Genomic DNA, 21304 nt, shown 5'->3' with positions numbered 1-21304 from the left:
CCTAGAAAATATGGGCTAGAGGTTTACTTATACCAAGGTGAACTGATATTAAGCCTTGCTTTGTTCAGGATCTGGGATCAACAAACTCATAATAATGGCGGTAAAGCCAGCTGTGGTTACAGCTGAGGATAAGATATTTTTGATCACAACAGGTAAAGCTTGTACTGCGTCTGGCACCATCAACACACCTAGTCCAGCGCCAAAAGACGTAGCGATAATTAAAGATTTACGCCTATCGATAGGTTCACTGCCTAAAATTTTAATACCCGCCACTGCGATTGTGGCAAACATGACTAAAGTCGCGCCACCTAAGACAGGTTTTGGAATGGCTTGTAATACGCCGCCAATTATTGGAAATAAACCGAGTATTATCAGAATACCTGCTATGTAAAAACCTACGTGTCGACTAGCCACGCCAGTCATTTGGATCACTGCGTTGTTTTGACCGAATGTTGTATTTGGGAAAGTATTAAATACCGCAGCAAGTGCCGAATTTAAACCATCGGCTAATATGCCACCCTTGATTCGTTTGAAATATTCTTTGCCTTTTATCGGTAGCCGGCAAAACAAGCTGTTGGCAGTGATATCACCAGATGTCTCAAGAGCAGTTAAAAAGTAGATCAGAGCTACAGGTAAAAAAACGTCTATGTCAAAATTAAAACCGTATTTGAAAGGTATAGGTAAACTAAAAATAGGCAGCTCAACCATATTACTAAATGACAAGATACCTAGAGCATAAGCGATGATCGATCCTATAATCATACCTACTGTAATAGCAGATAAGCGAACCCAAGGATTAGACGAAATATTCATGGTAATGATAATCGTCAATACCAATATACCTAAGCCTAGGTTCTGTAAATCTCCAAAATTCGAGCTACCAAATCCACCGGCTAAATCGGTTATACCAACTTTAATTAAACTGACACCTATGGTTGTGATCACTATGCCTGTAGTGAGTGGCGTGATAATACGTTTTACTTTATCGATAAATTGACTGACGGCAATTTCGATAAAAGCCCCAATAAAACAAATACCAAACATAGTAGACAATATTTCTTCGTTGCTTCCTCCTTTGGCTTTAATGGCAAAACCAGCTACTAGTAAGGCACTGACAAAAGCGAAGCTGGTGCCTTGCACAGCAATCAATCCACAACCTACAGGGCCAAATGTTTTAGCTTGGACAAAGGTCGACACACCTGAAATAAATAACGACATGCTAATTAAATAGGGTACTTCAGCTTGTAAACCTAAAGCAGCACCAATGATTAAAGTGGGAGTGATCACCCCCACAAAACAAGCCAAAATATGTTGCAAGGCTGAAGTCATGCTTTGTTTTACGTTTGGCACATCTTCTAATGCAAATAATATATCTGGATTGGTTTTCATTCTTGGTCCTGAATTGAGTTCACATATTTTTATAAGTTAGTACTTAAGCAATAAGTTGACCACATAGTCAAATATAGCCGATTGATACTAAAAACCTAATTAAATATGTTTAAAATCAATTAACTAGAAATAAAAGACTGACGAATTAGTAGGTTTTAATAGATTGAGACTAGATAGCGTGAAACAAAAAAGCACTGTTTAGGTGCAAATCTTAAAATACCTAAAGCGATTAAAAAAGGTAGAAAGAAGACAGGGCTGAATTTCAGCCCTAACTTTGGTTTGTTCTCTTTTGGCTTGATCTTGGTTATTTAAAATCTACGCTGCCTTCTACTATCACCATATTGGCAGTTGCATTGGCATTTCTTAATGCATGTATGTCTGCATATTTATCACTAGTGGCCCAAAATTGTGCCACTTCTAGAGAAGGAAACTGCATCACTACCATACGTTTAGGTTGCCAATCACCAGACACTACTTGGCTATCGGCTCCCCTGACTAAATACGTGCCATCGTTTTCATAAACGGTAGGGGTGATTTTAGCTAAGTATTCTTGGTAAGCTTCTGGGTTGTGAACTTCTACATCTACAATGACATATGCACTCATGCTTAATCCTTAGTGTTTGTAGCTAACCAAATTAGCATGTTTGCTCGTTCATCATCGGTTAACTGGGTCATATTGCCTAATGGCATATAGCCAGATTGTATTGCTTCGGTCGCTTTAGCCGATTGTTGAGAAAGTGTTTCTAGTGAGTCGATCACAATACCGGCTGGAGGGGCGGTAAAACCAGCCTGAGTGGGCGTATTACTGTGACAATTGGCACAATGAATTTGCACTAGCAGATCAGTTTTAACTGTTAATTTGGCTAAACTTAATTGGCTTTGCGCTGCAGAGTTTTGAGTACTGGCGTCAATGGCTAAGCTAGGTTTAGGTTTAGTGAAACTCAAAGTTACGGCTACTAAAACTAAACCTATTAAACTACTAATCGCTACCATAGGTTGTTTATTGCCGGTGTGTTTTAGGTTGAAATAGTGACGCCCCCAAGCTAGGCAACAGCCGATAGCCACTACCGCTAACCAACCAAATTCGTGACCATACACAAAAGGATAGTGGTTGCTGATCATGCAAAATATCACAGGCAAAGTGAGGTAGTTGTTGTGGGTTGAGCGTAACTTGGCAAATAAAGCCAAGTTTTCATCAGGTGTTTGATTTTTGCTTACCGCATCAACAAATTTTCTTTGGGCAGGCATGATGCCCCAAAACACGTTACCCGCCATCCAAGTGGCCATCATAGCGCCAACATGCAAATAGGCGGCTCTTGCGCTAAATAAGTTATGAGCCAACCAACTAGCTATGGTAATTAGCACCACTAAAGATAAGGCAAACATTAAGCCTTTTTTAACCAGTGGAGTACGCAGTAGTAATTCGTAAATTAATTGTGCACCCACAATAAAACCAACGCTGGCAGCAATGGCCAGATTAGGGGATTGGATCCAAGTGTTTGAGCCAACTAAATATGATTGGGCTTGTAAATAATAAAGCACCACTAACAAAGCGGTTCCGCTTAACCAAGTTGAATACGCCTCCCATTTAAACCAGTGGAGGGTTTTAGGCATCTCGTCTGGGCGTAATTGGTATTTAGCCACTTCATAAATACCACCACCATGAATAGCCCATAAATCGCCTTTCACGCCTTTATCTTTTTTCCACTTAGGCGGTTCCCGTAAGCTTAAATCTAGCCAAATAAAATAAAAGGAAGCGCCGATCCATGCGATGGCGGCGACCACATGAAACCATCTAAACCCTAAATTTAACCAATCGATAAATGTTGTCATATATTTTTTCCTTAAGGTCTACTCTTGTGAGGCGCAGGAGTGACAGCTGTAGACCATTTTTCCCATGCTGTAAGTTCGTTCTATATTATGCTCGTCACCTAACATCATTAAGGCAAATAAAGTCTCGTCTAATTTACTTGCTTGCTGTTGGCGACTCTTTTGTATTTGTGTTGGTGATAAATTGATTAAGCTGAAATCTGCTTCTTTACCCTGTGTAAAGTTACCAATTTTGTCATCTAGTTGTAGAGCTTTAGCATTACCTAAAGTCGCCATATATAAAGCTTTTAATGGATGTAGTGACTGGCCTTGAAGTTGCAAAATTTTATAGGCTTCGGCTAGAGTTCTTAATAAAGAAAAACTGGTACCGCCACCTATGTCTGTGGCAACGCTTACGGTCACACCGGCATCTTCTAATCTAGCCAAGTCGAGTAGTCCACTGCCTAAAAATAGGTTGGAAGTAGGACAAAAAGCAATTTGAGAATCTGTCTCAGCTAATCGATTAATTTCATCATCAGATAAATGAATACCATGGCCAAATACACTGCGTTGGCCTAACAGATCATACTCATCGTATACGTCTAAATAATCTTTAGCCTCTGGAAAAAGCTGCTTGATGAACTCCATTTCTTGGATGTTTTCTGACAAGTGAGTTTGCATGTACACACTTGGGTTAGCTTGGTATAACTCACCTACCATAGCCAGTTGCTCTGGCGTACTAGTAGGGGCAAATCTAGGGGTTAATGCGTAGCTAAGTCTATCTTTACCATGCCATTTGTCGATTAAGTTTTGACTGTCTTGGCGGGCGGTTTCAACTGTATCTAATAAGCCATCTGGTGCATTACGATCCATCATGACCTTGCCGGCTATCATACGTAAACCGTACTTTTGTGCTACTTCAAAAAAGGCTTCTGTCGATTGAGCAAACACTGTGGTGTAGACCATAGCGGTGGTGGTACCGTTTTCTAACATCAGTTGAATGAATTGTTCTGCTGCTTTTAGGGCAAAGTCTTTATCTGAGTACTGAAGCTCAGCAGGAAAGGTATATTGATTTAACCAGTCCATCAGTTGCTCACCGTAAGAAGCAATAACATTGGTTTGCGGATAATGAATATGGGAATCAATAAAGCCTGGCATAATTAAATGCTCAGGAAAGTGCTCACAAACGGCTAAGTCGAAACCGTTTTTAACTAACTCTTCTGCAGATCCAACTTGTTTGATCAAGCCGTTTTCGACCACTAGTACACCATCGGCAAAATATTCATAACCTGTTCTTTGATGCACATCTGGCTGGTCAGTGAAGTGTAATATTTTTGCTCTTAAGGCAAAGCTGTTGTTGTGTGTATCTGTACTCAAGGTCATTAACTACCGCGATAAGTGGAGTAGCCATAAGCATTTAACAGCAAAGGCACATGATAATGTCTGTCTAAATCTTCTAGGCTAAATACCAATTCTACATAGGGATAAAAAGACTTTTTACCTTGGGCTTGATACCAGTCAGCAATAGCAAAATGTAATTTATAATCAGTAGGGGTTAAATTGAGTTCGTCTGGCCACAGCACAATTCGACCATCAGCATCGGTTTCTGCTTGGCTGATTAATTGGCTATCTGCGCTTAATAATTTAACTAACACACCGGCTGCTGGTAACCCAGATTCTAAATTCAGAATATGTGTGGTAATGGGCGATTTATTCATGTTTATCTCTTAAGTTTGATAATTAGTTTTCAATTAACTGGGTTAATCTAATTTGGGTAATCTTGTTTTGTTCTTGAGCGCCATTTTTTAGCTCACAGTCCCGAGAGTTAGCGATTCTGCTTTCTAAAATTACTAACATTTCTTCGGCAGATTTACCTGTGGCACACACAATAAAAATAAATCCATTTTTAGCTTCGTAATCTTGATTGAGTTGCCACAAAGCCTTAATTGTATCTTCGCTGGCCTGCATCACTTGGCCTTGTTCTGCGGTGGCTTTGCCCGCAAATTTAGAACGTAATAATTCAATGTCACCAATTTTTGCATGGCCTTTAAAGGCTTCTAATATTTGTGATTCGTTAGCTTGATTAAATAAGTTTACTGCTTGTTCTAATAGGCTTTGCAAACTATTAAAAGGCGCATCTTGTGCCAGAGTTTCTGCCCACCAATGGCAATGACAACAATCATGTAATTGTTGCACTCTGGCCGGTAAAGGTAATTGATTAAACTCTTGCAAGGTCATGTGTTGATCCTGTTATTCATCTATATACACATTAGCAGGGGTGCCATCAGACAAACTAATTGCTTGTTTGATCTCGCGCCAGCTAGTGCCTTTTCTTTTTTTGTGGTTTGCGCCTGTACTCTTAGCTTGCTCTTGATAAAACAAACTTTGCAATTGAGCTGCAATAGACAAAGCCACTTCCATGGGTAATTTGCCTTTTAACTCTGGTAATCCAATGGGACAATACAAACTGTCGATTACCTCTGGTTGAATATGCTCGCTAGCTAGGCGTTTTTTAAAACGTTTGGCTTTAGTGTCTGAACCAATTAATCCCACATAGCTAAATCTAGGCTTGTCTAACATAGTTTTAATTAAGCTGTAATCTAGCTGGTGGTCGTGGGTAAACACTACAATAGAGCTATTGTCTGGTAGAGTTGCAATAATTTCTTGTGGTGAATCGATACACACACTTTGACAATTGGCTGGTAACTCAGCAGGGATTTGTTCTGGGCGATTATCCACTAGTGTCACTTGGCAGGGTAAACCAGACAATATCTGAATTAATGCCTGACTGACATGGCCTGCACCAAACAGTACAATTTGCCGCTCACTTGCAGCAAAACATTCCAATAATACTGTAACAAAACCGCCACAACATTGTGCTGCTTCTGCGGCTAAAGGTAGTGGACGAAACACTTGGCAAGTCTCATTTTTGAGCATTAACTTACGTGCTTCTTGGATGATCAAATATTCTAATTGGCCGCCGCCAATTGTGTCGTAACTTTGCTGGGCATCGATCACCATTTTACTGCTGGTATCTCTTGGTGTAGAGCCTTGTGCGCCAATCACAGTGGCGATAACATAAGCTTTAGCCGTTTGATTACAGCGCTCTATGGCTTGGGTCCAAGTCAACTTTTGCATATTAGTTTACCTGCTCTTTTTCTGAGCCTTGAACCCGACTTGTTCCAGTATGCAAATAATCTTGGCATTCTTTCAGGGCCCAAAATATACGCTCTGGCGTAGCTGGTGTATCTAATCTTGGGATAAATTTATGGGAAGTGGTGCTAGCACAAGCATCTCGCAAAGCCGCCCAAACACTAATGGCTAACATGAGAGGCGGTTCGCCTACTGCTTTAGATGAGTGAATAGTCACTTCGGTATTGTGCTGCTGGTACAAATCTACCTTTAATTTTTCTGGTACATCAAAGGCAGTAGGGATTTTGTAATTGGCTGGGCTATTGGAGATGAGTTTACCGCTGTCATCCCAGCTTAAATCTTCTGTGGTTAACCAGCCCATACCTTGCACAAAGCCACCTTCAATTTGGCCTATGTCTAAAGCCGGATTTAATGATTGTCCCACGTCATGCAAAATATCCACTTGTTCCACTTTATACTCACCAGTTAGTGTGTCTACACTCACTTCTGATACTGCAGCACCATTGGCATAGTATAAAAACGGTTGGCCTTTGGCTGTCTCTCTGTCGTAATAAATCTTCGGCGTTTTGTAATGCCCAGCTGCAAAAAGTGGTACACGATTCATATATGCAAGCTTGATAAATTCACCAAAAGGTATAGTTTGCTGACCAATAAGCACTAAGTCGTTTTCAAAACAAATGTCGTTATTGGTTAGAGTTAAGCCTTGAGTTGAATAATGTTCAATGGCAAATTCAATCAGTGATGATTTAATTATGTCACAAGCATTTTGCGCCGCCATACCGTTTAAATCGGTACCCGAAGAAGCTGCAGTGGGCGATGTATTTGGGACTTTGTCGGTGCGGGTTGAAGACACATTGACTCGATTAACTGTGACACCAAAGGCACTAGCCACTACTTGCTGAATTTTGGTGTACAGGCCTTGGCCCATTTCAGTACCACCATGATTAATTAACATAGTGCCGTCTGTATAAATTTGTAATAAAGCGCCAGCTTGGTTGAGGTGTTTTACTGTAAATGAGATACCAAATTTTACTGGAGTCAGGGCTAAGCCTTTCTTCACATATGGGTTGGTAGCATTAAACGCTGTTATTTGTTCTCTTCTGATACGATAGTTTGAGCTTGTTTCAAGTTGTTCGATTAACTCAGGTAATACTTGTTGTTCAACTTCTTGGCCGTAATGGGTGGTTGTACGATCTGCTTGATATAAATTAGTTTTACGTACATCTAACGGATCTTTACCTAAGTAACAGGCAATATCGTCCATTAACGTCTCTATGGCCATCATCCCCTGTGGGCCACCAAAGCCACGAAATGCAGTATTAGATACTGTATGGGTTTTACATCTGTGCCCTTTGATTACTGCATTACCCAGATAATAAGCGTTGTCAGCATGGAACATAGCGCGGTCGACTATACCCTCTGATAGGTCCGGTGAATAACCACATTTAGCCGAGAGTTCAAAATTCACACCTTGCAGTAAGCCGGAGTCATCAAACCCCGCTTGCCATTTATTATCGAAGTCATGACGTTTGCCGGTTTGGATCATGTCGTCTTGACGTGGCATTTTATAACGAATAGGGCGATTCAGTCGGTTGGCAAATAATGCTGCCATACAAGCCAGCGCAGCCGCTTGGCTTTCTTTGCCACCGAAAGCCCCTCCCATCCTACGCACTTCGGATACCACTAAATGCAGCGGTATAGACAAAATTTCGGCTATGAGTTTTTGAATTTCTGACGGATGCTGGGTTGAGGTGATCACATGGATCCCACCGTCTTCAGTCGGCCAAGCTTGACTGATTTGGCCTTCTAAATAAAAGTGTTCTTGGCCTTTTACGTAGATTTGTCCGTTTAATTTGTGCTGGGCATTGGTTAAGGCTGCCTCTGAATCACCTATTTGCATAGTATGTGTGGGTAACACAAAAGATTCAGCGCTAAGTGCCTCTTCAACTGTTAATTGGGCGGGTAATATTTGGTATTCAATTTTAGCCAGTTTTACTGCTTTTTTGGCCGCATGTAAGCTAGTGGCCGCTACTGCAAAAATTGGCTGACCGATATACTCAACTTTATGCTCAGCTAATAGTGGGTCTCCACCATACACTGGGCCTACGTCGTTGTGACCCGGAATGTCAGTATGAGTGATCACATCAACCACACCTATGGCTTGTTTGACCGCTGACAAATCAACTGATTTTACGATAGCATGGGCGTGACAAGAATAACCGGTTGCCACATATAACATGTTTGGCAAAACCGGCATGTCATCTATGTATTGAGCGCTACCACTTATATGTTTACGGGCCGATTCATGTTTGGTTGAGTGCCCAACGCCGCCAGCACTATTTGATTGGTTGTCAGTTGTTTTAACTTGAGCCGGATCAATTAATTTACGCATGATGAAATACCCCTAGTTGTGCGCTGGGTTGGCTAAAGGCTAAGCAGGCTTTACGCAAAAGGTTTTGGCTAGCGGCCATTCTATAATCTGAAGAGGCTCTTACATCTGTCATTGGAGAAAATTCTTTGGCTAATATTTCACATGCTTGGTCAATTATTTTGTGCTCTATATCTGAACCGCTTATCCATGAGTGTTTAGCTAAAAATGCTTCGGTCTCTGCAGCTCGTTTAGGTATGGCTGCCATACCACCAAAAGCTATTTGTAAACTTTTATCTTGGGTTAGGGTAAATATACCCAGCACAGAGGAGATATCATCTTCGTATCGTTTACTCAGCTTAAAAATTTCAATAGGTTGAGCAAGCGCTGCTTTCGAGATATATACCTTGGCAAGGTAATCGCCTCTTTGTAACTGAGTTTTTTTGTAGTCTAGATAAAACTCTGTAATTGGCATACGTCTGCTGTCACCTTGATTATTGATGATTTCTATTTCTGCGTTTAAGGCTAATAAATATGGAGGCATATCGCCAATAGGCGAAGCGTTACAAATATTACCGCCTATGGTGCCACGATTTCGTATCTGCCTTGAGCCGAGTCTATGTAACAGTTGTTGATACAAAACAGGGGCATGTTGTTTAGCAAACTTTTCTAGCTGCTGGTAACTTACCGCTGCACCAATCTCAAAATAAGAATCTGTTTCATTAATTGTTTGTAATGAATCAATGTGAGTGAGGTCTATCAGTTGTGGCATAGTTTGATATTGCTGAGTCACAGCTAACATTAAATCTGTGCCGCCGGCGATGAGTTGTGCTTGGGGATATAACAACAACCAAGCTTGTAAATCTTGCTCGGTAATTGGTCGAGCAAAAAAGCTAGCTAAATTGGTTGAGGCGGTTACGTACTCATTTAATGCACTATTTTGGGCTTTTTTCGAGGGGGGCTGCACAATCTTGAACGTTTGGTTATCTTTTTTGAGTGCATTGCAGCCTGCTTCTACAATGGGTCGGTAACCCGTGCAGCGGCATAAGTTACCTGAAATAGCATCTAATACTTGTTCTCTGATTGGTTGGTCATTGGGTGTGCTGATGGTGTTTTTTTCTAATTCTAAAGCTGTTAAAGACATCACAAAACCAGGTGTGCAAAAGCCACATTGTGAGCCATGACATTCCAACATTTCTTGTTGAACAGAGGTTAAATCGGAACCACATTGAGTGACTTCTTGTAATTTTTCGACAGTTACAACATATTGATTTGAAAGACTTTTGACTGGATAGATACAAGAGTTGACAGCTTTGTATTGGATCACACCTTGGACTTCGGTCCCAACTAAAACAGTGCATGCCCCACAGTCTCCAGAGGCACATCCTTCTTTTGTTCCAGTTAAATTTTGTTTTTCTCTTAAGTAGTCAAGGAGACTAGTATCAGGCGCAATATCATCGGTATTGGCAGATTCATTGTTTAACGTAAAGTACATGTTCTTTTCCTTGGTAGCTACTTTGAGTATAGTCATTCAACTAATAATTTTACTGTTTGAAAGACAATATAAGCAAAATATTGGCCAGTAAGACAGTTATTCAAAAAATAAGGTTATACTTCGAAAATTAGGTAGGCTGGCATGTATGTTGCTGAAGCCAATTAATAAAATCGAAATATTGAATTTATGTATGATAACTGAATAATTTTGATTTTTCTGTCTATTTGGTCAGGTTTTTGTTGTGTGATTACTAACTACAATGAAAGATAGGTACTTTTTAACTGACTGTCACAGGTAATATGGATGTAAAAATGGTACAAAAACAAGATCTAGAAACAGACTTTGACCCAAATGAAACGCCTACGGGTAAATATAAAGCGGGCAAAATTCGGGATGAAAATATAGCGAATATACTTCAGGCCGCAGAAGAAGTATTTGTGCAATACGGATTTAAAGGTACAAGTATTCAAGCAATAGCTGACAAGGCGAATATCGCTAAAGCTAACGTGCATTATTATTTCAAAAGTAAATCTAATTTGTATGTTGCCGTTTTAGGTAACTTAATGCATTTGTGGAATGACTTTTTTGATCAAGTCACTGAAGATGACGACCCTGCCACTGTTTTAGATGAATTTATTCGTAAAAAAGTCGCTTTATCTTATAGCCATCCTAGAGCATCAAAGTTGTTTGCTATGGAGATCATTCAAGGTGCGCCTCACTTAAAAGATTATATTCGCACTGATATGCGTCAATGGGTGCGTACAAAAGCAAAAGTAATTCAAAGCTGGATAGATCAAGGTCGAATGGCCCAGCATGTTGATCCCGTTCAATTGATCTTTTTGATTTGGTCTTCAACTCAACACTATGCCGATTTTGAAGAACAAGTATTAACCATAATGAATTGTGCTGAGTATGAACAAGAAATGATCGATAACATTTCAAATTTCTTAAGCCAAATGATTTTAACGGGATGTGGTCTAACACCCCCGCAAAGATAAATAACTGATTTACTGAATAAACATTAGATTTAAGGTTACCCATGCACACTGCTAACAATCAAACATTATGGATAAAACAGCCTTTGGCTTGCTGGACTGGAAACGATCAAGACGCCAGTAATGGCTTAGTCATCCAAGGGGACACCATAATTGAATTGGTGGCAAAAGGTCAGTCACCTATAGTACAAATTGATCAAGTATTTGATGCTTCTCAACAAGTGATTTTACCCGGTTTAATTAATTGTCATCATCATTTTTATCAAACCTTAACTCGTGCGATACCTAGCGCATTAAATCAAGAACTATTCCCTTGGTTAAAATCTCTGTACCCCATTTGGGCAAATTTAGACGACGAAGCAATTTACGCTTCCACTCAACTAGCATTAGCGGAGTTAATGTTGTCTGGCTGCACCACAGCTGCAGATCATCATTATGTATTTAGTCATATCATGCCACACGCGATTGATGTGCAAGTTGAAGCAGCTAAAACCATTGGTGGCCGTGTGACACTAACTCGAGGCTCTATGAGTTTGGGTGAGTCTGCTGGTGGTTTGCCTCCAGACAGTGTGACGCAAAGTGATCATACTATTTTGTCTGAAAGTGACCGATTAGCCAGCCAATATCATGATGCGAGTGCTGAATCTATGTGCCAGATTGCCCTTGCACCTTGTTCGCCATTTTCAGTCACCCCAGATTTAATGCGAGAAACCGCTAAGTTAGCCAAACAAAAAGACTTGTTGTTGCACACCCATTTAGGTGAAACGGAAGACGAAAACGACTTTTGTGTTCAACAATTTGGTATGCGCCCTGTGGAGTATTTGGCTGACGTAGGTTGGTTAAATCAACGCACCTGGTTAGCTCATGGTATTCATTTTGATCCTGAGGAAATCAAAACCTTAGGCCATGCTTGTGTGGGTGTATGTCATTGCCCAACATCTAATATGTTATTGGCATCAGGCACTTGTAAAACACTAGAGTTACACCAAGCTGGTGCCCGAGTGGGGTTGGGAGTTGATGGATCGGCGTCTAATGACGGTTCTAATATGGTACAAGAAGTTCGACAAGCCATGTTGCTACAAAAATTACATTATGGCTCGGCTAAATTCACTCATATTGATGCACTCAAAATGGCGACTCAAGGCAGTGCTAGCTTGTTACATCGCCCTGAATTAGGTGAAATAGCGGTGGGTAAAAAAGCCGATCTTGCCTTGTTTGGTTTAGATGAAGCTAGATTTTCTGGTAACGGTGATCCTGTAGCCGCATTAGTTTTATGTGGTGCCCATCAAGCTGAGCATGTGATGGTAGCGGGACAATGGACAGTGAAAAATGCGGAACTGGTTAATGTCGATCTACAAGACATAATGGCCAAACATAAAATCGCTGCAGATCGGTTGAATAAACGTATGTGATCTATTGTTATTAATTGGTAGCTATCTCATCACTCCTCTTTCGTTTAGAATCCATTTAGGTTAGTTAATTTAACGAATAGACACAATATTAAGGGATAGAATGCGCTTAGGCATTGTAAGTTTTACTCTGTGGTTCGCACTGAATTTAGCGCTCACTTTTTCTTTTATGAGTACTGCTTTTGCTGAACTGTCAGCCAATGATTTGATTAAGCAAAATGAACATAAAATTGTTCAAGTTACTATAGTCAACCAAGTCTCAGGGCAAAAAGTCAGTTTTGGTTCTGGCTTCTATGTAAATTCACAAGGTTTATTGGTGACGAATTACCATGTGATAAGCAGAGTGGTTGGTTATCCTGAAGATTATGTGGTGCAATTTATAGATTCTTTGGATGAGCAGCACAAAGCTAAGATAGTTGATCTTGATGTCATAAATGACTTGGCACTATTGCAAACAGAATTAACTGATACTGAGTTTTTTGAGTTGGCCGATCATTTACCTAAAAAAGGTCAGGCTCTTTATTCAATTGGTAATCCTTTAGATCTTGGCATGATAGTGGTGCCAGGTACCTTTAATGGTTTGATAAATCACAGGTTTACCGAAGAAATTAATCTTACAGGTTCGATTAACCCTGGCATGTCTGGCGGGCCTACAATTAATTCTGAATCCAAAGTTGTAGGAATTAATGTGACCACTAGGGGTAATCAAATTGGTTCTTTGGTTCCGGTAGGTAAGTTACATGCCTTGATTGATACCTATAAAACGACTCCAGTCGCTCCTAAATATTTTTCTAAAAAAATCACTCAACAGCTAACTGATTATCAAACTGCTTTGTATGAGCCTATTTTAAGTTCTCAGTGGCCAGTTGATACCTTAGGTTCGGCTACAGTCCCACAAAAAATAGCTGAGTTTTTATCTTGTGGCAGCGGCTCAAATCAAAGTGATGAAAAACGACAGTACGACCGCGTGAGCACTGGTTGTCAGTTACGTGAATCGATTTCTTTAAATTCATCATCAAGGTTGTCGGGATTTAAATACAGCTCTGAGTGGAGAAAAAGTCAGCAGCTCAATCAGTTCCAACTAGCTAATTTGTATCAAAGAGCGATACGCCATAACCCTACAAAAAGTACTATCAGTACCCGAGATACTACTAATTATCAATGTGAACAAGGTGTGGTTGAGAACGAACAAGGTAGTACTATGAAAACCTCTACCTGTATTCGTGCATATCGACTTTATCCCGGCTTATTTGATGTGAGTTTTAGGGCGTTATTACTGGGCAAGGATGATCAGGCTATTATTGCAAAGTTTTCTCTAAATGCTGTGACACCTGAAACTGGGCAGGCCTTTACCAATAAGTTTGTGGAGAATATACAATGGAATTAGTCCTAGAAATATTATCCCGCAATGGCCAGGTGCAAGACTACTTTAAATTGTCTGGAGACCAAGCTGATATTGGTCGAGCTTATGACAATGATATTGTGATTAAAGATCAATATATTTGCCCTCATCATCTAAATATTTCAGTGAAAGACGGCCAAGTTTGGGTCACGGATAAACAATCGGTAAATGGTGTAAAAACAGAACAAAACCAAGCTATTTCTGCTACCACTGCTTTTGAATTTGGCCAAGTTTTTGTGGTGGGAAACTTGTTTTTGCGAGTTGTGAATAGTCAGCAACAGCTGGCCAAAGCAGTCAAAATGACAATGTTAGAAGAATTATCTCAACGAGCTAATCGTTGGTATTGGGCTGTATTGATTATGGTCATTGTATTTGGTTTGTCAGTTTGTAGTCGTTATTTAAGTCAGTCGACAGAAATCGTATGGTCAAAGTTAGTGGTGAAAGATCTATCAATGTTGCTTACCTTATTTATTGGCGGGGTATTTATTGCAGGGGCCGCTAACGTATTTAAGAAAGAAGTACGGTTTTTTACCTGTATTGTGCTAAGTGCATTATGGGGAGTGGTGACTTTGGCCACTTCTAAGTTGAATGGTTTTTTGAGTTTTAATTTTGGTAGTAATTTATTGCTAACCGTCATTGAAAAGTTAATTACATTTGGCTTATTAGCGGCAGCACTGTGGGCAATTTTATATCTAACCACACACTTTAGTTACAAAAAGATAAGTGTGATTTCATTGGTATTGGTTTTCACAGGACAAGGTTTGTTTATTGCCTACAAGTTAGCTGATGATAGAGTGAGAGTGTACCCTAACCATTCAGTACATGTTTTGCCCGATGGTTATTTGGTGAATAGCTCAGAGGATGCAAGTACTTGGATAAAGAATACCAAAAGTTTGTATCAAGCTAGCTTTAAAGAAGCTAAACGGCGGAATGACAAAGCAGATAACAGGCTAGCGGAAAACTAGCCGGTTGCCACTATTGGTAATACAAGATTACCTTATTCAGGTTTATGAAACTTGTGCCAATGTTTGGCTATATCGATACGTTTACATACCCAAACATCTTGGTGAGAAGTTACATATTTAATAAATCGTTCTAACGACTGAATACGCCCAGGGCGGCCAATGATTCGGCAATGTAGACCTATATTCATCATTTTAGGATGAGTATCACCTTCAGCATACAAAGCATCGAAACTATCTTTTAAATAAGTGTAAAACTGATCACCACAGTTAAAACCTTGTGGAGCGGCAAAGCGCATATCATTGGTATCTAAAGTGTAGGGAATGACTAAATGGGGTTTACCGTGTTCGGTATTCCAATAGGGTAAGTCATCGGCGTATGAGTCTGAGTCATATAAAAATCCGCCTTGCTGACAAATTAATTTACGAGTGTTGGGGCTGTCTCGCCCTGTATACCAACCTAGTGGCGGTTCACCTGTTGCTTGGGTATGTGCATCGATGGCCAGTTTAATTTGTTCACGCTCTTGATCCTCAGACATAAATTGGTGATCAACCCAACGATAGGCATGACTGGCAATTTCCCAATTAGATTTTTGCATGGCTTCTACCGCATCAGAGTTGCGTAGTAGCGCCATTCCAACGCCGTATACAGTAGCCGGGATTTGATATTTGTTGAATAGTCTATGCAGACGCCAAAAACCCGCTCGACTACCATATTCGTAAATAGACTCCATACTCATATGCCTGTCTGGATAGGCTTTGGCACCAATAATTTCGGAGAGGAATGTTTCAGACTGGGCGTCTCCATGTAGCACACAGTTCTCAGCCCCTTCTTCATAATTAATCACAAATTGCACTGCAAGTTTGGCAGATTGAGGCCAAGATACCTTGGGAGGATTGGCGCCATAACCGATTAGATCTCTTGGGTAATTGGCATCAAATGTATTTTCGGTCATGGTATTTCCTAGTATGAAAGTCCTGAGTTAGAGAGCTTTATCGGTTTTGTTATTTTCTATTCTTTACTTTTTTTAATTTGCTTTGCTTTAATTTAATCAATTAGTGTGCCAGCGCATAAGTATTGTTTTAATTGGTATCGACTTTATTTCAATTCGCTCTAAACGCTGTTTTGGTGCATAAGCAGATCAAATATGCGCCAAGCTAGTTCAGTAACACAAGTAAAACTTACTGATACATTTAAGTTCAAACAAGAAGTCGCTAATTTTTGTTTTTCAACTAATTGATTTAAATAGAATATATCTATTTTTATTAAAAAGATAACCATTTGGACAGGAAATGGTATAATCGTTGCTCAATACTCAGTATTTCACTGGGTTTTATTGATTTCCAGTACAACACTTAAATAGCTCAACTATTTATTAACGCATTTTATGACAACGTTTGTTTATTAAAACACTCTTCAGGAAAAGTAATGCCTATTGAACAATCCATTTTTGCTTATCAAGGTAAGTTAGATATCGCTAAAACTAGCGACCAATTGACTGGTTTAACATTAGCCGTGAAAGACCTCTTTGATATTGCAGGTGTGCCCACAGGCGCGGGTAATCCGGATTGGTTAGCGAGTCATGCTATTCCTAAGCAAACGTCGAGTGTAGTAGAAGTATTACTAAAAGCCGGTGCTGAGTTTGTAGGTAAGAGTCAAACCGATGAATTGGCTTATAGTTTAAATGGCTGCAACATACACTATGGCACGCCTATAAATCCAAAAGCGACAAACCGCTTGCCTGGTGGTTCGAGCAGTGGTTCAGCTATTGCTGTAGCTAATGGTCAAGTAGATATAGGTTTAGGCACAGACACTGGGGGCTCGATTAGAGTACCAGCAAGTTATAACGGCCTGTTTGGTTTGCGTACCTCCCACGGTGTAATTGCTATGGATAACATGGTGCCTTTAGCTCCCATGTTTGACACTGTGGGCTGGATGACTCGTGATTTAGACACTTTGCAAAAAGTTGCGCAGGTGTTGCTACCAGAATTAGTGAGTGGCGAACACACTTGGACAAGCTCAGAGCCCAAAAATGTGGCGGTATTACTACCTGAGTTAGATGAAAAGTTATTATGGCGAGAGGTTCATCAAACTTGGTTAGATAGTCAAACAAGTTTTAAACAAGTTAAAACAATTCCTGTCAGCAGTGATTGGCTTAAACAGGCCAGTGAATGTTTTAGAATATTACAAGGTTATAATTTGTGGCAAACCCATAAAGAGTGGTTCTTAAAAACGCAGCCTAAGTTTGCCCCAGATATTCAAATGAGAATCGATTGGTGTCAAACCATTTCCCAACAAGATTTTGAGCAAGCTACGCAATTAAGGGCTGAAATTCAGCAACAAATATCTGTATGGTTTGAACAAGTAGATTATATTGTGATGCCTACAACACCTTCAGCTTCACCACTTTTAGATGCAACAGATGCTTGGATGGCAAACTATAGAAGTGAATTAATGGGCTTAACTGCACCAGCAGGATTAGCAGGTTTACCACAATTACATTTACCTGTTTTAGAGGATGAAGAAGCACCGTTTGGTTTGTCATTATTAGGCCCTAAAAATTCTGATTTAGCCTTAATTCATGCTGCAAAAAATATTTAAGGAAATACATGCCTAATATTGCTTTTACCGCGCCTCACGCGAAAGCCAGTGAAATTGGCCTGTCAGTCTTAAAACAAGGCGGTAGTGCTGTTGATGCTATGGTGGCAAGTGCCGCAGCCATTAGTGTGCTGTATCCACATATGAACAGTTTAGCGGGCGATGGCTTTTGGTTAATCCAAAAGCCTGGTGAAGCGCCTGTGTGTATTGATGGCTGTGGATTTGCAGCACAAAATGCCAGTATCGAATATTATAAAAATCTTGGTCACCAACAAATACCTAGCCGCGGTGCCTTGGCTGCACTAACAGTGGGTGGCACGCTAGATAGTTGGCAAAAAGCCCGTGAATACGCAGGACAGTTTTCTCACTCTATTGAATTAAAAGACTTGTTAGCACCAGCAGTTGAGCTTGCGAAAAATGGCATTCAAGTCACTAAAAGTTTGCAACATGCTAGTCAAAAAGTATCAGAAGATTTAAGCGCTGAAGCTGAATATAAAGCGGTGTTTGAACCAAAAGGTCGCACGTTACAACAAGGCGAGTTATTACAAAACCCGCAACTAGCCCACTTTTTAACTGAATTAGGCGAGCAAGGTTTAGACAGTTTTTATCGTGGTGACATAGCCAAACAATTAGCTAAGTCTTTGACTAATGCAGGTAGCCCTATTCAGTTATCTGACTTACAAAGTTATCAAGCCAAGGTGTTGCAACCTTTGTCAGTCACCACCAGTAAAGGCACTTTTTATAATTTACCCGCGCCTACTCAGGGGATTGCTTCATTACTTATTCTGGCGATATACGATGAAATTTACCAAGAAGATTGGAGCCAAGCACAAAAAGTCCACGGTCTAGTAGAAGCTACTAAACAAGCCTTTTTGGTACGTGACAAAGAAGTGTGTGATCCCCGCAGGTTATCTAATAACTGGCAAAATTTGTTGTCGGCATCAAATATCATCAGTTTGGCCAAAAATATCAGCCAACAAGCTATGCCATGGCCTAGAGAGTCAGCTGAAGGTGACACTATTTGGATGGGCTGTGTTGATAAAGACGGCACTATGGTGAGCTTTATTCAAAGTATTTATTGGGAGTTTGGCTCAGGTGTGGTGCTGCCAGAATATGGTTTGGTGTGGAATAACCGAGGCACCAGTTTTAGTTTGCAAGCAGAACATGTGAACGCCCTTAAACCCGGATACAAACCATTTCATACTCTGAATCCAGCGTTTGCCGTATTAAATGATGGCCGCAGAATGAGCTACGGCACTATGGGCGGTGAAGGCCAACCACAAACTCAAGCCGCGATTATTAGTCGCTATTTATATGACAACCTGAGTTTAACTGAGTCGGTAAATAAAGGCCGCTGGTTATTAGGTCGAACTTGGGGCAGTGACGAGCACGACTTAAAAATGGAACAAGATTTGTTTGCAGATTTAGGTAAAGACTTAATAGACAAAGGTCATCAGCTTAGATCAGTAGATAAAGTAAATGAATTAATGGGTCATGCTGGGGCAATTGTATTGTCGAGCACTGGTCAAGTGGAGGCTACCAGCGACCATCGCAGTGATGGTGCAGGTCTAGTAGATAAAATTAGCGCAAAATATACATAATCAACAGTTTGGCTTGTAGGAGCAATAAATAGTTTATGAATGACTTTTCAGATTTAGTCTCACAATGGTTACCCGTTATATTGGCTATGATGGCAACAGGTTGTATTGCCGGAGTTTTAGCCGGTTTATTAGGCGTGGGCGGCGGTATTGTCATAGTGCCTGTGTTTTATTTTGTATTAGAAATGTTGGGTGTACCTTCGGCAACCGCAATTTTAGTGGCAACTGGTACGTCGTTATTAGTCATAGTGCCAACCAGTATTTCGTCAATTAAAGCCCATAATGGTCGAGGCAATATTGATTGGCCATTGATAAAACGTTGGGCGCCTTTTATGGTGATTGGTGTGATTTTTGGTAGTGCTATGGCCACCAGAATAGATGGTCAGCTAATTAGTGGTTTGTTTGGTTTGATTGCCATTTTAGTGGCTATGAACATGTTGTTTCGAGCCAATGCTAAACCCTTGGCACAACAACTACCGAATATGGCTGGCCAAGGCATAATGGCATCTTGTATCGGCTTTTTCTCTGTGATGATAGGCATAGGTGGAGGTACGATTGGTGTGCCTATGTTGAGCGCCTGTAATTACCCTTCCCATAAAGCGGTTGGCACAGCGGCGGTATTTGGTTTATTGATTTCATTGCCTGGTGCAATTGCCATGTTATTAGCTGCTACACCTGCCGATGCGCCTGACGCCACTATAGGGTTAGTGAATATTGCAGGCTTTCTTTGTATTGTGCCATTAACTGTTTTATTAGCACCCGTAGGTGCCAAACTGGGTGCTAAGTTAAACTCAGCTATGCTAAAGCGCATCTTCGCATTATTTTTATGTATCAGCGGCTCTCGTATGCTGTATCAATTATTAGGAGCTTAAAATGTCAGAATCTTTTACACCAGCCTCTCCGTTATTACGTCCATTTTCACCGCCACCTAGGTTGTTAATGGGGCCTGGGCCAATCACAGTTGACCCACGAGTTTTGAGAGCAATGTCTGTGCAGTTAGTTGGACAATATGATCCGGCCATGACTGCATGTATGAATGAAACTATGGCGCTTTATCGAGGCGTATTTAGCACAGCCAATCAGTGGACATTTTTAGTTGATGGTACTTCTAGAGCCGGTATCGAAGCTGTATTGGTGTCTATGCTTGAGCCTGGGGATAAAGTCTTAGTACCTGTGTTTGGTCGTTTTGGCCATTTGTTAACTGAAATCGCCCAGCGCTGTGGTGCTCAGGTACATACGATTGAAAAGGAGTGGGGCGAAGTATTCACGCCTGATGAAATCGAAGATGCTATTAAAAAGTTTAAACCAAAAGTCTTGGCGGTAGTGCAAGGAGACACCTCCACCACTATGTTGCAACCTCTAGAATCATTGGGTGAGATTTGCCAACGTCATGATGTATTGTTTTATTCTGATGCTACAGCCTCAATTGGTGGTAATGAGTTTTTAACAGATAAATGGCAACTTGATGCTGTGTCTGTGGGTTTGCAAAAATGTTTATGTGGCCCATCGGGCAGCGCGCCTGTGACCTTGAGCGATAAAGCTGTCGCCACTATTAAAAAACGAAAACATATTGAAGCCGGTATTCGCACAGACCAACATCAAGCGGGTCAAGGCCAAATTATCCGATCTAATTATTTTGATCTTGGCATGATCATGGATTATTGGGGAGAAGAGCGTCTCAATCATCACACGGAAGCTACCACTATGTTGTACGGCGCCCGTGAATGCGCGCGGATCTTATTAGAAGAAGGCAAAGAGCAGGTCATTACTCGCCATCAACAACACGGTGATGCTATGGCTAAAGGCTTAAGTGCTATGGACTTAACGCTTTTTGGTGATCAAGCCCATAAGATGACCAATGTGGTGGGGGTTTACATACCACAAGGGGTTGACGGAGAAGCTATTCGTCAAAGTATGTTGCTGGATTTCGGCATTGAGATAGGTACATCCTTTGGCCCACTGCACGGTAAAATTTGGCGAATTGGTACTATGGGCTACAACGCTAGAAAAGATGCAGTTTTACAAACTTTAGTGGCCTTAGAGTCAGTATTAACCCGTGCAGGTCATAAGTTACAAGCCAATGCAGGTGCCGATACGGCTTTGAATTTTTACGGGCAACTTTAAA

At 40.7% G+C, this 21304-nt stretch carries 18 protein-coding genes; 8 read left to right on the top strand and 10 right to left on the bottom strand.

Going from position 1 to position 21304, the window contains the following annotated elements:
* Positions 1–48: 48 nt before the first annotated feature.
* From L0668_RS11405 to xdhA, 9 genes are all read right to left on the bottom strand, one after another.
* Positions 49–1389, bottom strand: a complete 1341-nt coding sequence (locus L0668_RS11405) for a nucleobase:cation symporter-2 family protein (protein ID WP_235312692.1) — start codon at positions 1387–1389, stop codon at positions 49–51.
* 304 nt (positions 1390–1693) lie between these two features.
* Positions 1694–1993 carry a DUF1330 domain-containing protein gene (locus L0668_RS11400; RefSeq protein WP_235312690.1) on the bottom strand — a complete coding sequence of 100 codons (300 nt, stop codon included), beginning with the start codon at positions 1991–1993 and terminating at the stop codon, positions 1694–1696.
* A 2-nt stretch (positions 1994–1995) separates the two neighbouring features.
* Entirely contained in the window at positions 1996–3222 is a 1227-nt protein-coding gene (locus tag L0668_RS11395) for a urate hydroxylase PuuD (RefSeq protein ID WP_235312688.1), read from the bottom strand.
* Positions 3223–3240: 18 nt separating this feature from the next.
* On the bottom strand, positions 3241–4581 hold the full coding sequence (gene guaD, locus L0668_RS11390; protein ID WP_235312686.1) for a guanine deaminase: 1341 nt from the start codon (positions 4579–4581) through the stop codon (positions 3241–3243).
* Positions 4581–4916: a hydroxyisourate hydrolase gene (gene uraH / locus L0668_RS11385; protein WP_235312684.1), complete on the bottom strand. Its 336-nt coding sequence runs from the start codon at positions 4914–4916 to the stop codon at positions 4581–4583. Before uraH ends, guaD begins: the two co-directional genes overlap by 1 nt.
* 22 nt (positions 4917–4938) lie before the next feature.
* Positions 4939–5436 carry a 2-oxo-4-hydroxy-4-carboxy-5-ureidoimidazoline decarboxylase gene (uraD, locus tag L0668_RS11380; protein WP_235312683.1) on the bottom strand — a complete coding sequence of 166 codons (498 nt, stop codon included), beginning with the start codon at positions 5434–5436 and terminating at the stop codon, positions 4939–4941.
* Positions 5437–5448: 12 nt separating this feature from the next.
* A complete protein-coding gene (xdhC, locus tag L0668_RS11375) occupies positions 5449–6336 on the bottom strand; it encodes a xanthine dehydrogenase accessory protein XdhC (RefSeq protein WP_235312682.1) in 888 nt (295 codons plus the stop codon).
* Position 6337: 1 nt separating this feature from the next.
* Positions 6338–8743 carry a xanthine dehydrogenase molybdopterin binding subunit gene (gene xdhB / locus L0668_RS11370; RefSeq protein ID WP_235312680.1) on the bottom strand — a complete coding sequence of 802 codons (2406 nt, stop codon included), beginning with the start codon at positions 8741–8743 and terminating at the stop codon, positions 6338–6340.
* A complete protein-coding gene (xdhA, locus tag L0668_RS11365; protein WP_235312678.1) occupies positions 8736–10214 on the bottom strand; it encodes a xanthine dehydrogenase small subunit in 1479 nt (492 codons plus the stop codon). Before xdhA ends, xdhB begins: the two co-directional genes overlap by 8 nt.
* Before the next feature lie 311 nt (positions 10215–10525).
* On the opposite strand from xdhA, the gene L0668_RS11360 reads away from it, so the two are divergent.
* From L0668_RS11360 to L0668_RS11345, 4 genes are all read left to right on the top strand, one after another.
* On the top strand, positions 10526–11212 hold the full coding sequence (locus L0668_RS11360; protein ID WP_235312677.1) for a TetR/AcrR family transcriptional regulator: 687 nt from the start codon (positions 10526–10528) through the stop codon (positions 11210–11212).
* A gap of 41 nt (positions 11213–11253) precedes the next feature.
* A complete protein-coding gene (locus L0668_RS11355; RefSeq protein ID WP_235312675.1) occupies positions 11254–12621 on the top strand; it encodes an 8-oxoguanine deaminase in 1368 nt (455 codons plus the stop codon).
* Between the two features lie 100 nt (positions 12622–12721).
* Positions 12722–14005 (top strand): S1 family peptidase, encoded by a 1284-nt coding sequence (locus L0668_RS11350; protein ID WP_235312672.1) that lies wholly within the window; start codon positions 12722–12724, stop codon positions 14003–14005.
* Positions 13996–14985: an FHA domain-containing protein gene (locus L0668_RS11345; protein ID WP_235312670.1), complete on the top strand. Its 990-nt coding sequence runs from the start codon at positions 13996–13998 to the stop codon at positions 14983–14985. The genes L0668_RS11350 and L0668_RS11345 overlap by 10 nt, the downstream gene beginning before the upstream one ends.
* Positions 14986–15017: 32 nt before the next feature.
* Here the strand turns inward: L0668_RS11345 and puuE are convergent, their stop codons facing one another.
* On the bottom strand, positions 15018–15938 hold the full coding sequence (gene puuE / locus L0668_RS11340) for an allantoinase PuuE (protein ID WP_235312668.1): 921 nt from the start codon (positions 15936–15938) through the stop codon (positions 15018–15020).
* Positions 15939–16411: 473 nt separating this feature from the next.
* Here puuE and L0668_RS11335 point away from each other — a divergent pair, with 473 nt between their 5' ends.
* Genes L0668_RS11335 through L0668_RS11320 form a run of 4 tightly spaced genes read left to right on the top strand, consistent with a single transcriptional unit; the run spans position 16412 to position 21303 of the window.
* Complete coding sequence (locus tag L0668_RS11335; RefSeq protein WP_235312666.1) at positions 16412–17584, top strand: amidase; 1173 nt, start codon at positions 16412–16414, stop codon at positions 17582–17584.
* 8 nt (positions 17585–17592) lie between these two features.
* On the top strand, positions 17593–19182 hold the full coding sequence (locus L0668_RS11330; RefSeq protein WP_235312665.1) for a gamma-glutamyltransferase family protein: 1590 nt from the start codon (positions 17593–17595) through the stop codon (positions 19180–19182).
* A 35-nt stretch (positions 19183–19217) separates the two neighbouring features.
* Positions 19218–20051 (top strand): sulfite exporter TauE/SafE family protein, encoded by an 834-nt coding sequence (locus tag L0668_RS11325; protein WP_235312664.1) that lies wholly within the window; start codon positions 19218–19220, stop codon positions 20049–20051.
* Between the two features lies 1 nt (position 20052).
* Positions 20053–21303: a pyridoxal-phosphate-dependent aminotransferase family protein gene (locus L0668_RS11320; protein ID WP_235312663.1), complete on the top strand. Its 1251-nt coding sequence runs from the start codon at positions 20053–20055 to the stop codon at positions 21301–21303.
* The last annotated feature ends 1 nt before the right edge of the window (position 21304 follow it).

Origin of the sequence: Paraglaciecola algarum, from assembly GCF_021532655.1 — a bacterium.
In the GTDB taxonomy this organism is placed as follows: domain Bacteria; phylum Pseudomonadota; class Gammaproteobacteria; order Enterobacterales; family Alteromonadaceae; genus Paraglaciecola; species Paraglaciecola algarum.
Note: the sequence above shows the minus strand (reverse complement) of the source record. Positions and strands in the feature narration are given on the sequence as shown.

Excerpts from the sequence above, each read along its gene's own strand:
- L0668_RS11405 (WP_235312692.1), bottom strand. The coding sequence starts at position 1,389 with ATGAAAACCAATCCAGATATATTATTTGCATTAGAAGATGTGCCAAAC.
- L0668_RS11400 (WP_235312690.1), bottom strand. The coding sequence starts at position 1,993 with ATGAGTGCATATGTCATTGTAGATGTAGAAGTTCACAACCCAGAAGCT.
- L0668_RS11395 (WP_235312688.1), bottom strand. The coding sequence starts at position 3,222 with ATGACAACATTTATCGATTGGTTAAATTTAGGGTTTAGATGGTTTCAT.
- guaD (WP_235312686.1), bottom strand. The coding sequence starts at position 4,581 with ATGACCTTGAGTACAGATACACACAACAACAGCTTTGCCTTAAGAGCA.
- uraH (WP_235312684.1), bottom strand. The coding sequence starts at position 4,916 with ATGAATAAATCGCCCATTACCACACATATTCTGAATTTAGAATCTGGG.
- uraD (WP_235312683.1), bottom strand. The coding sequence starts at position 5,436 with ATGACCTTGCAAGAGTTTAATCAATTACCTTTACCGGCCAGAGTGCAA.
- xdhC (WP_235312682.1), bottom strand. The coding sequence starts at position 6,336 with ATGCAAAAGTTGACTTGGACCCAAGCCATAGAGCGCTGTAATCAAACG.
- xdhB (WP_235312680.1), bottom strand. The coding sequence starts at position 8,743 with ATGCGTAAATTAATTGATCCGGCTCAAGTTAAAACAACTGACAACCAA.
- xdhA (WP_235312678.1), bottom strand. The coding sequence starts at position 10,214 with ATGTACTTTACGTTAAACAATGAATCTGCCAATACCGATGATATTGCG.
- L0668_RS11360 (WP_235312677.1), top strand. The coding sequence starts at position 10,526 with ATGGTACAAAAACAAGATCTAGAAACAGACTTTGACCCAAATGAAACG.
- L0668_RS11355 (WP_235312675.1), top strand. The coding sequence starts at position 11,254 with ATGCACACTGCTAACAATCAAACATTATGGATAAAACAGCCTTTGGCT.
- L0668_RS11350 (WP_235312672.1), top strand. The coding sequence starts at position 12,722 with ATGCGCTTAGGCATTGTAAGTTTTACTCTGTGGTTCGCACTGAATTTA.
- L0668_RS11345 (WP_235312670.1), top strand. The coding sequence starts at position 13,996 with ATGGAATTAGTCCTAGAAATATTATCCCGCAATGGCCAGGTGCAAGAC.
- puuE (WP_235312668.1), bottom strand. The coding sequence starts at position 15,938 with ATGACCGAAAATACATTTGATGCCAATTACCCAAGAGATCTAATCGGT.
- L0668_RS11335 (WP_235312666.1), top strand. The coding sequence starts at position 16,412 with ATGCCTATTGAACAATCCATTTTTGCTTATCAAGGTAAGTTAGATATC.
- L0668_RS11330 (WP_235312665.1), top strand. The coding sequence starts at position 17,593 with ATGCCTAATATTGCTTTTACCGCGCCTCACGCGAAAGCCAGTGAAATT.
- L0668_RS11325 (WP_235312664.1), top strand. The coding sequence starts at position 19,218 with ATGAATGACTTTTCAGATTTAGTCTCACAATGGTTACCCGTTATATTG.
- L0668_RS11320 (WP_235312663.1), top strand. The coding sequence starts at position 20,053 with ATGTCAGAATCTTTTACACCAGCCTCTCCGTTATTACGTCCATTTTCA.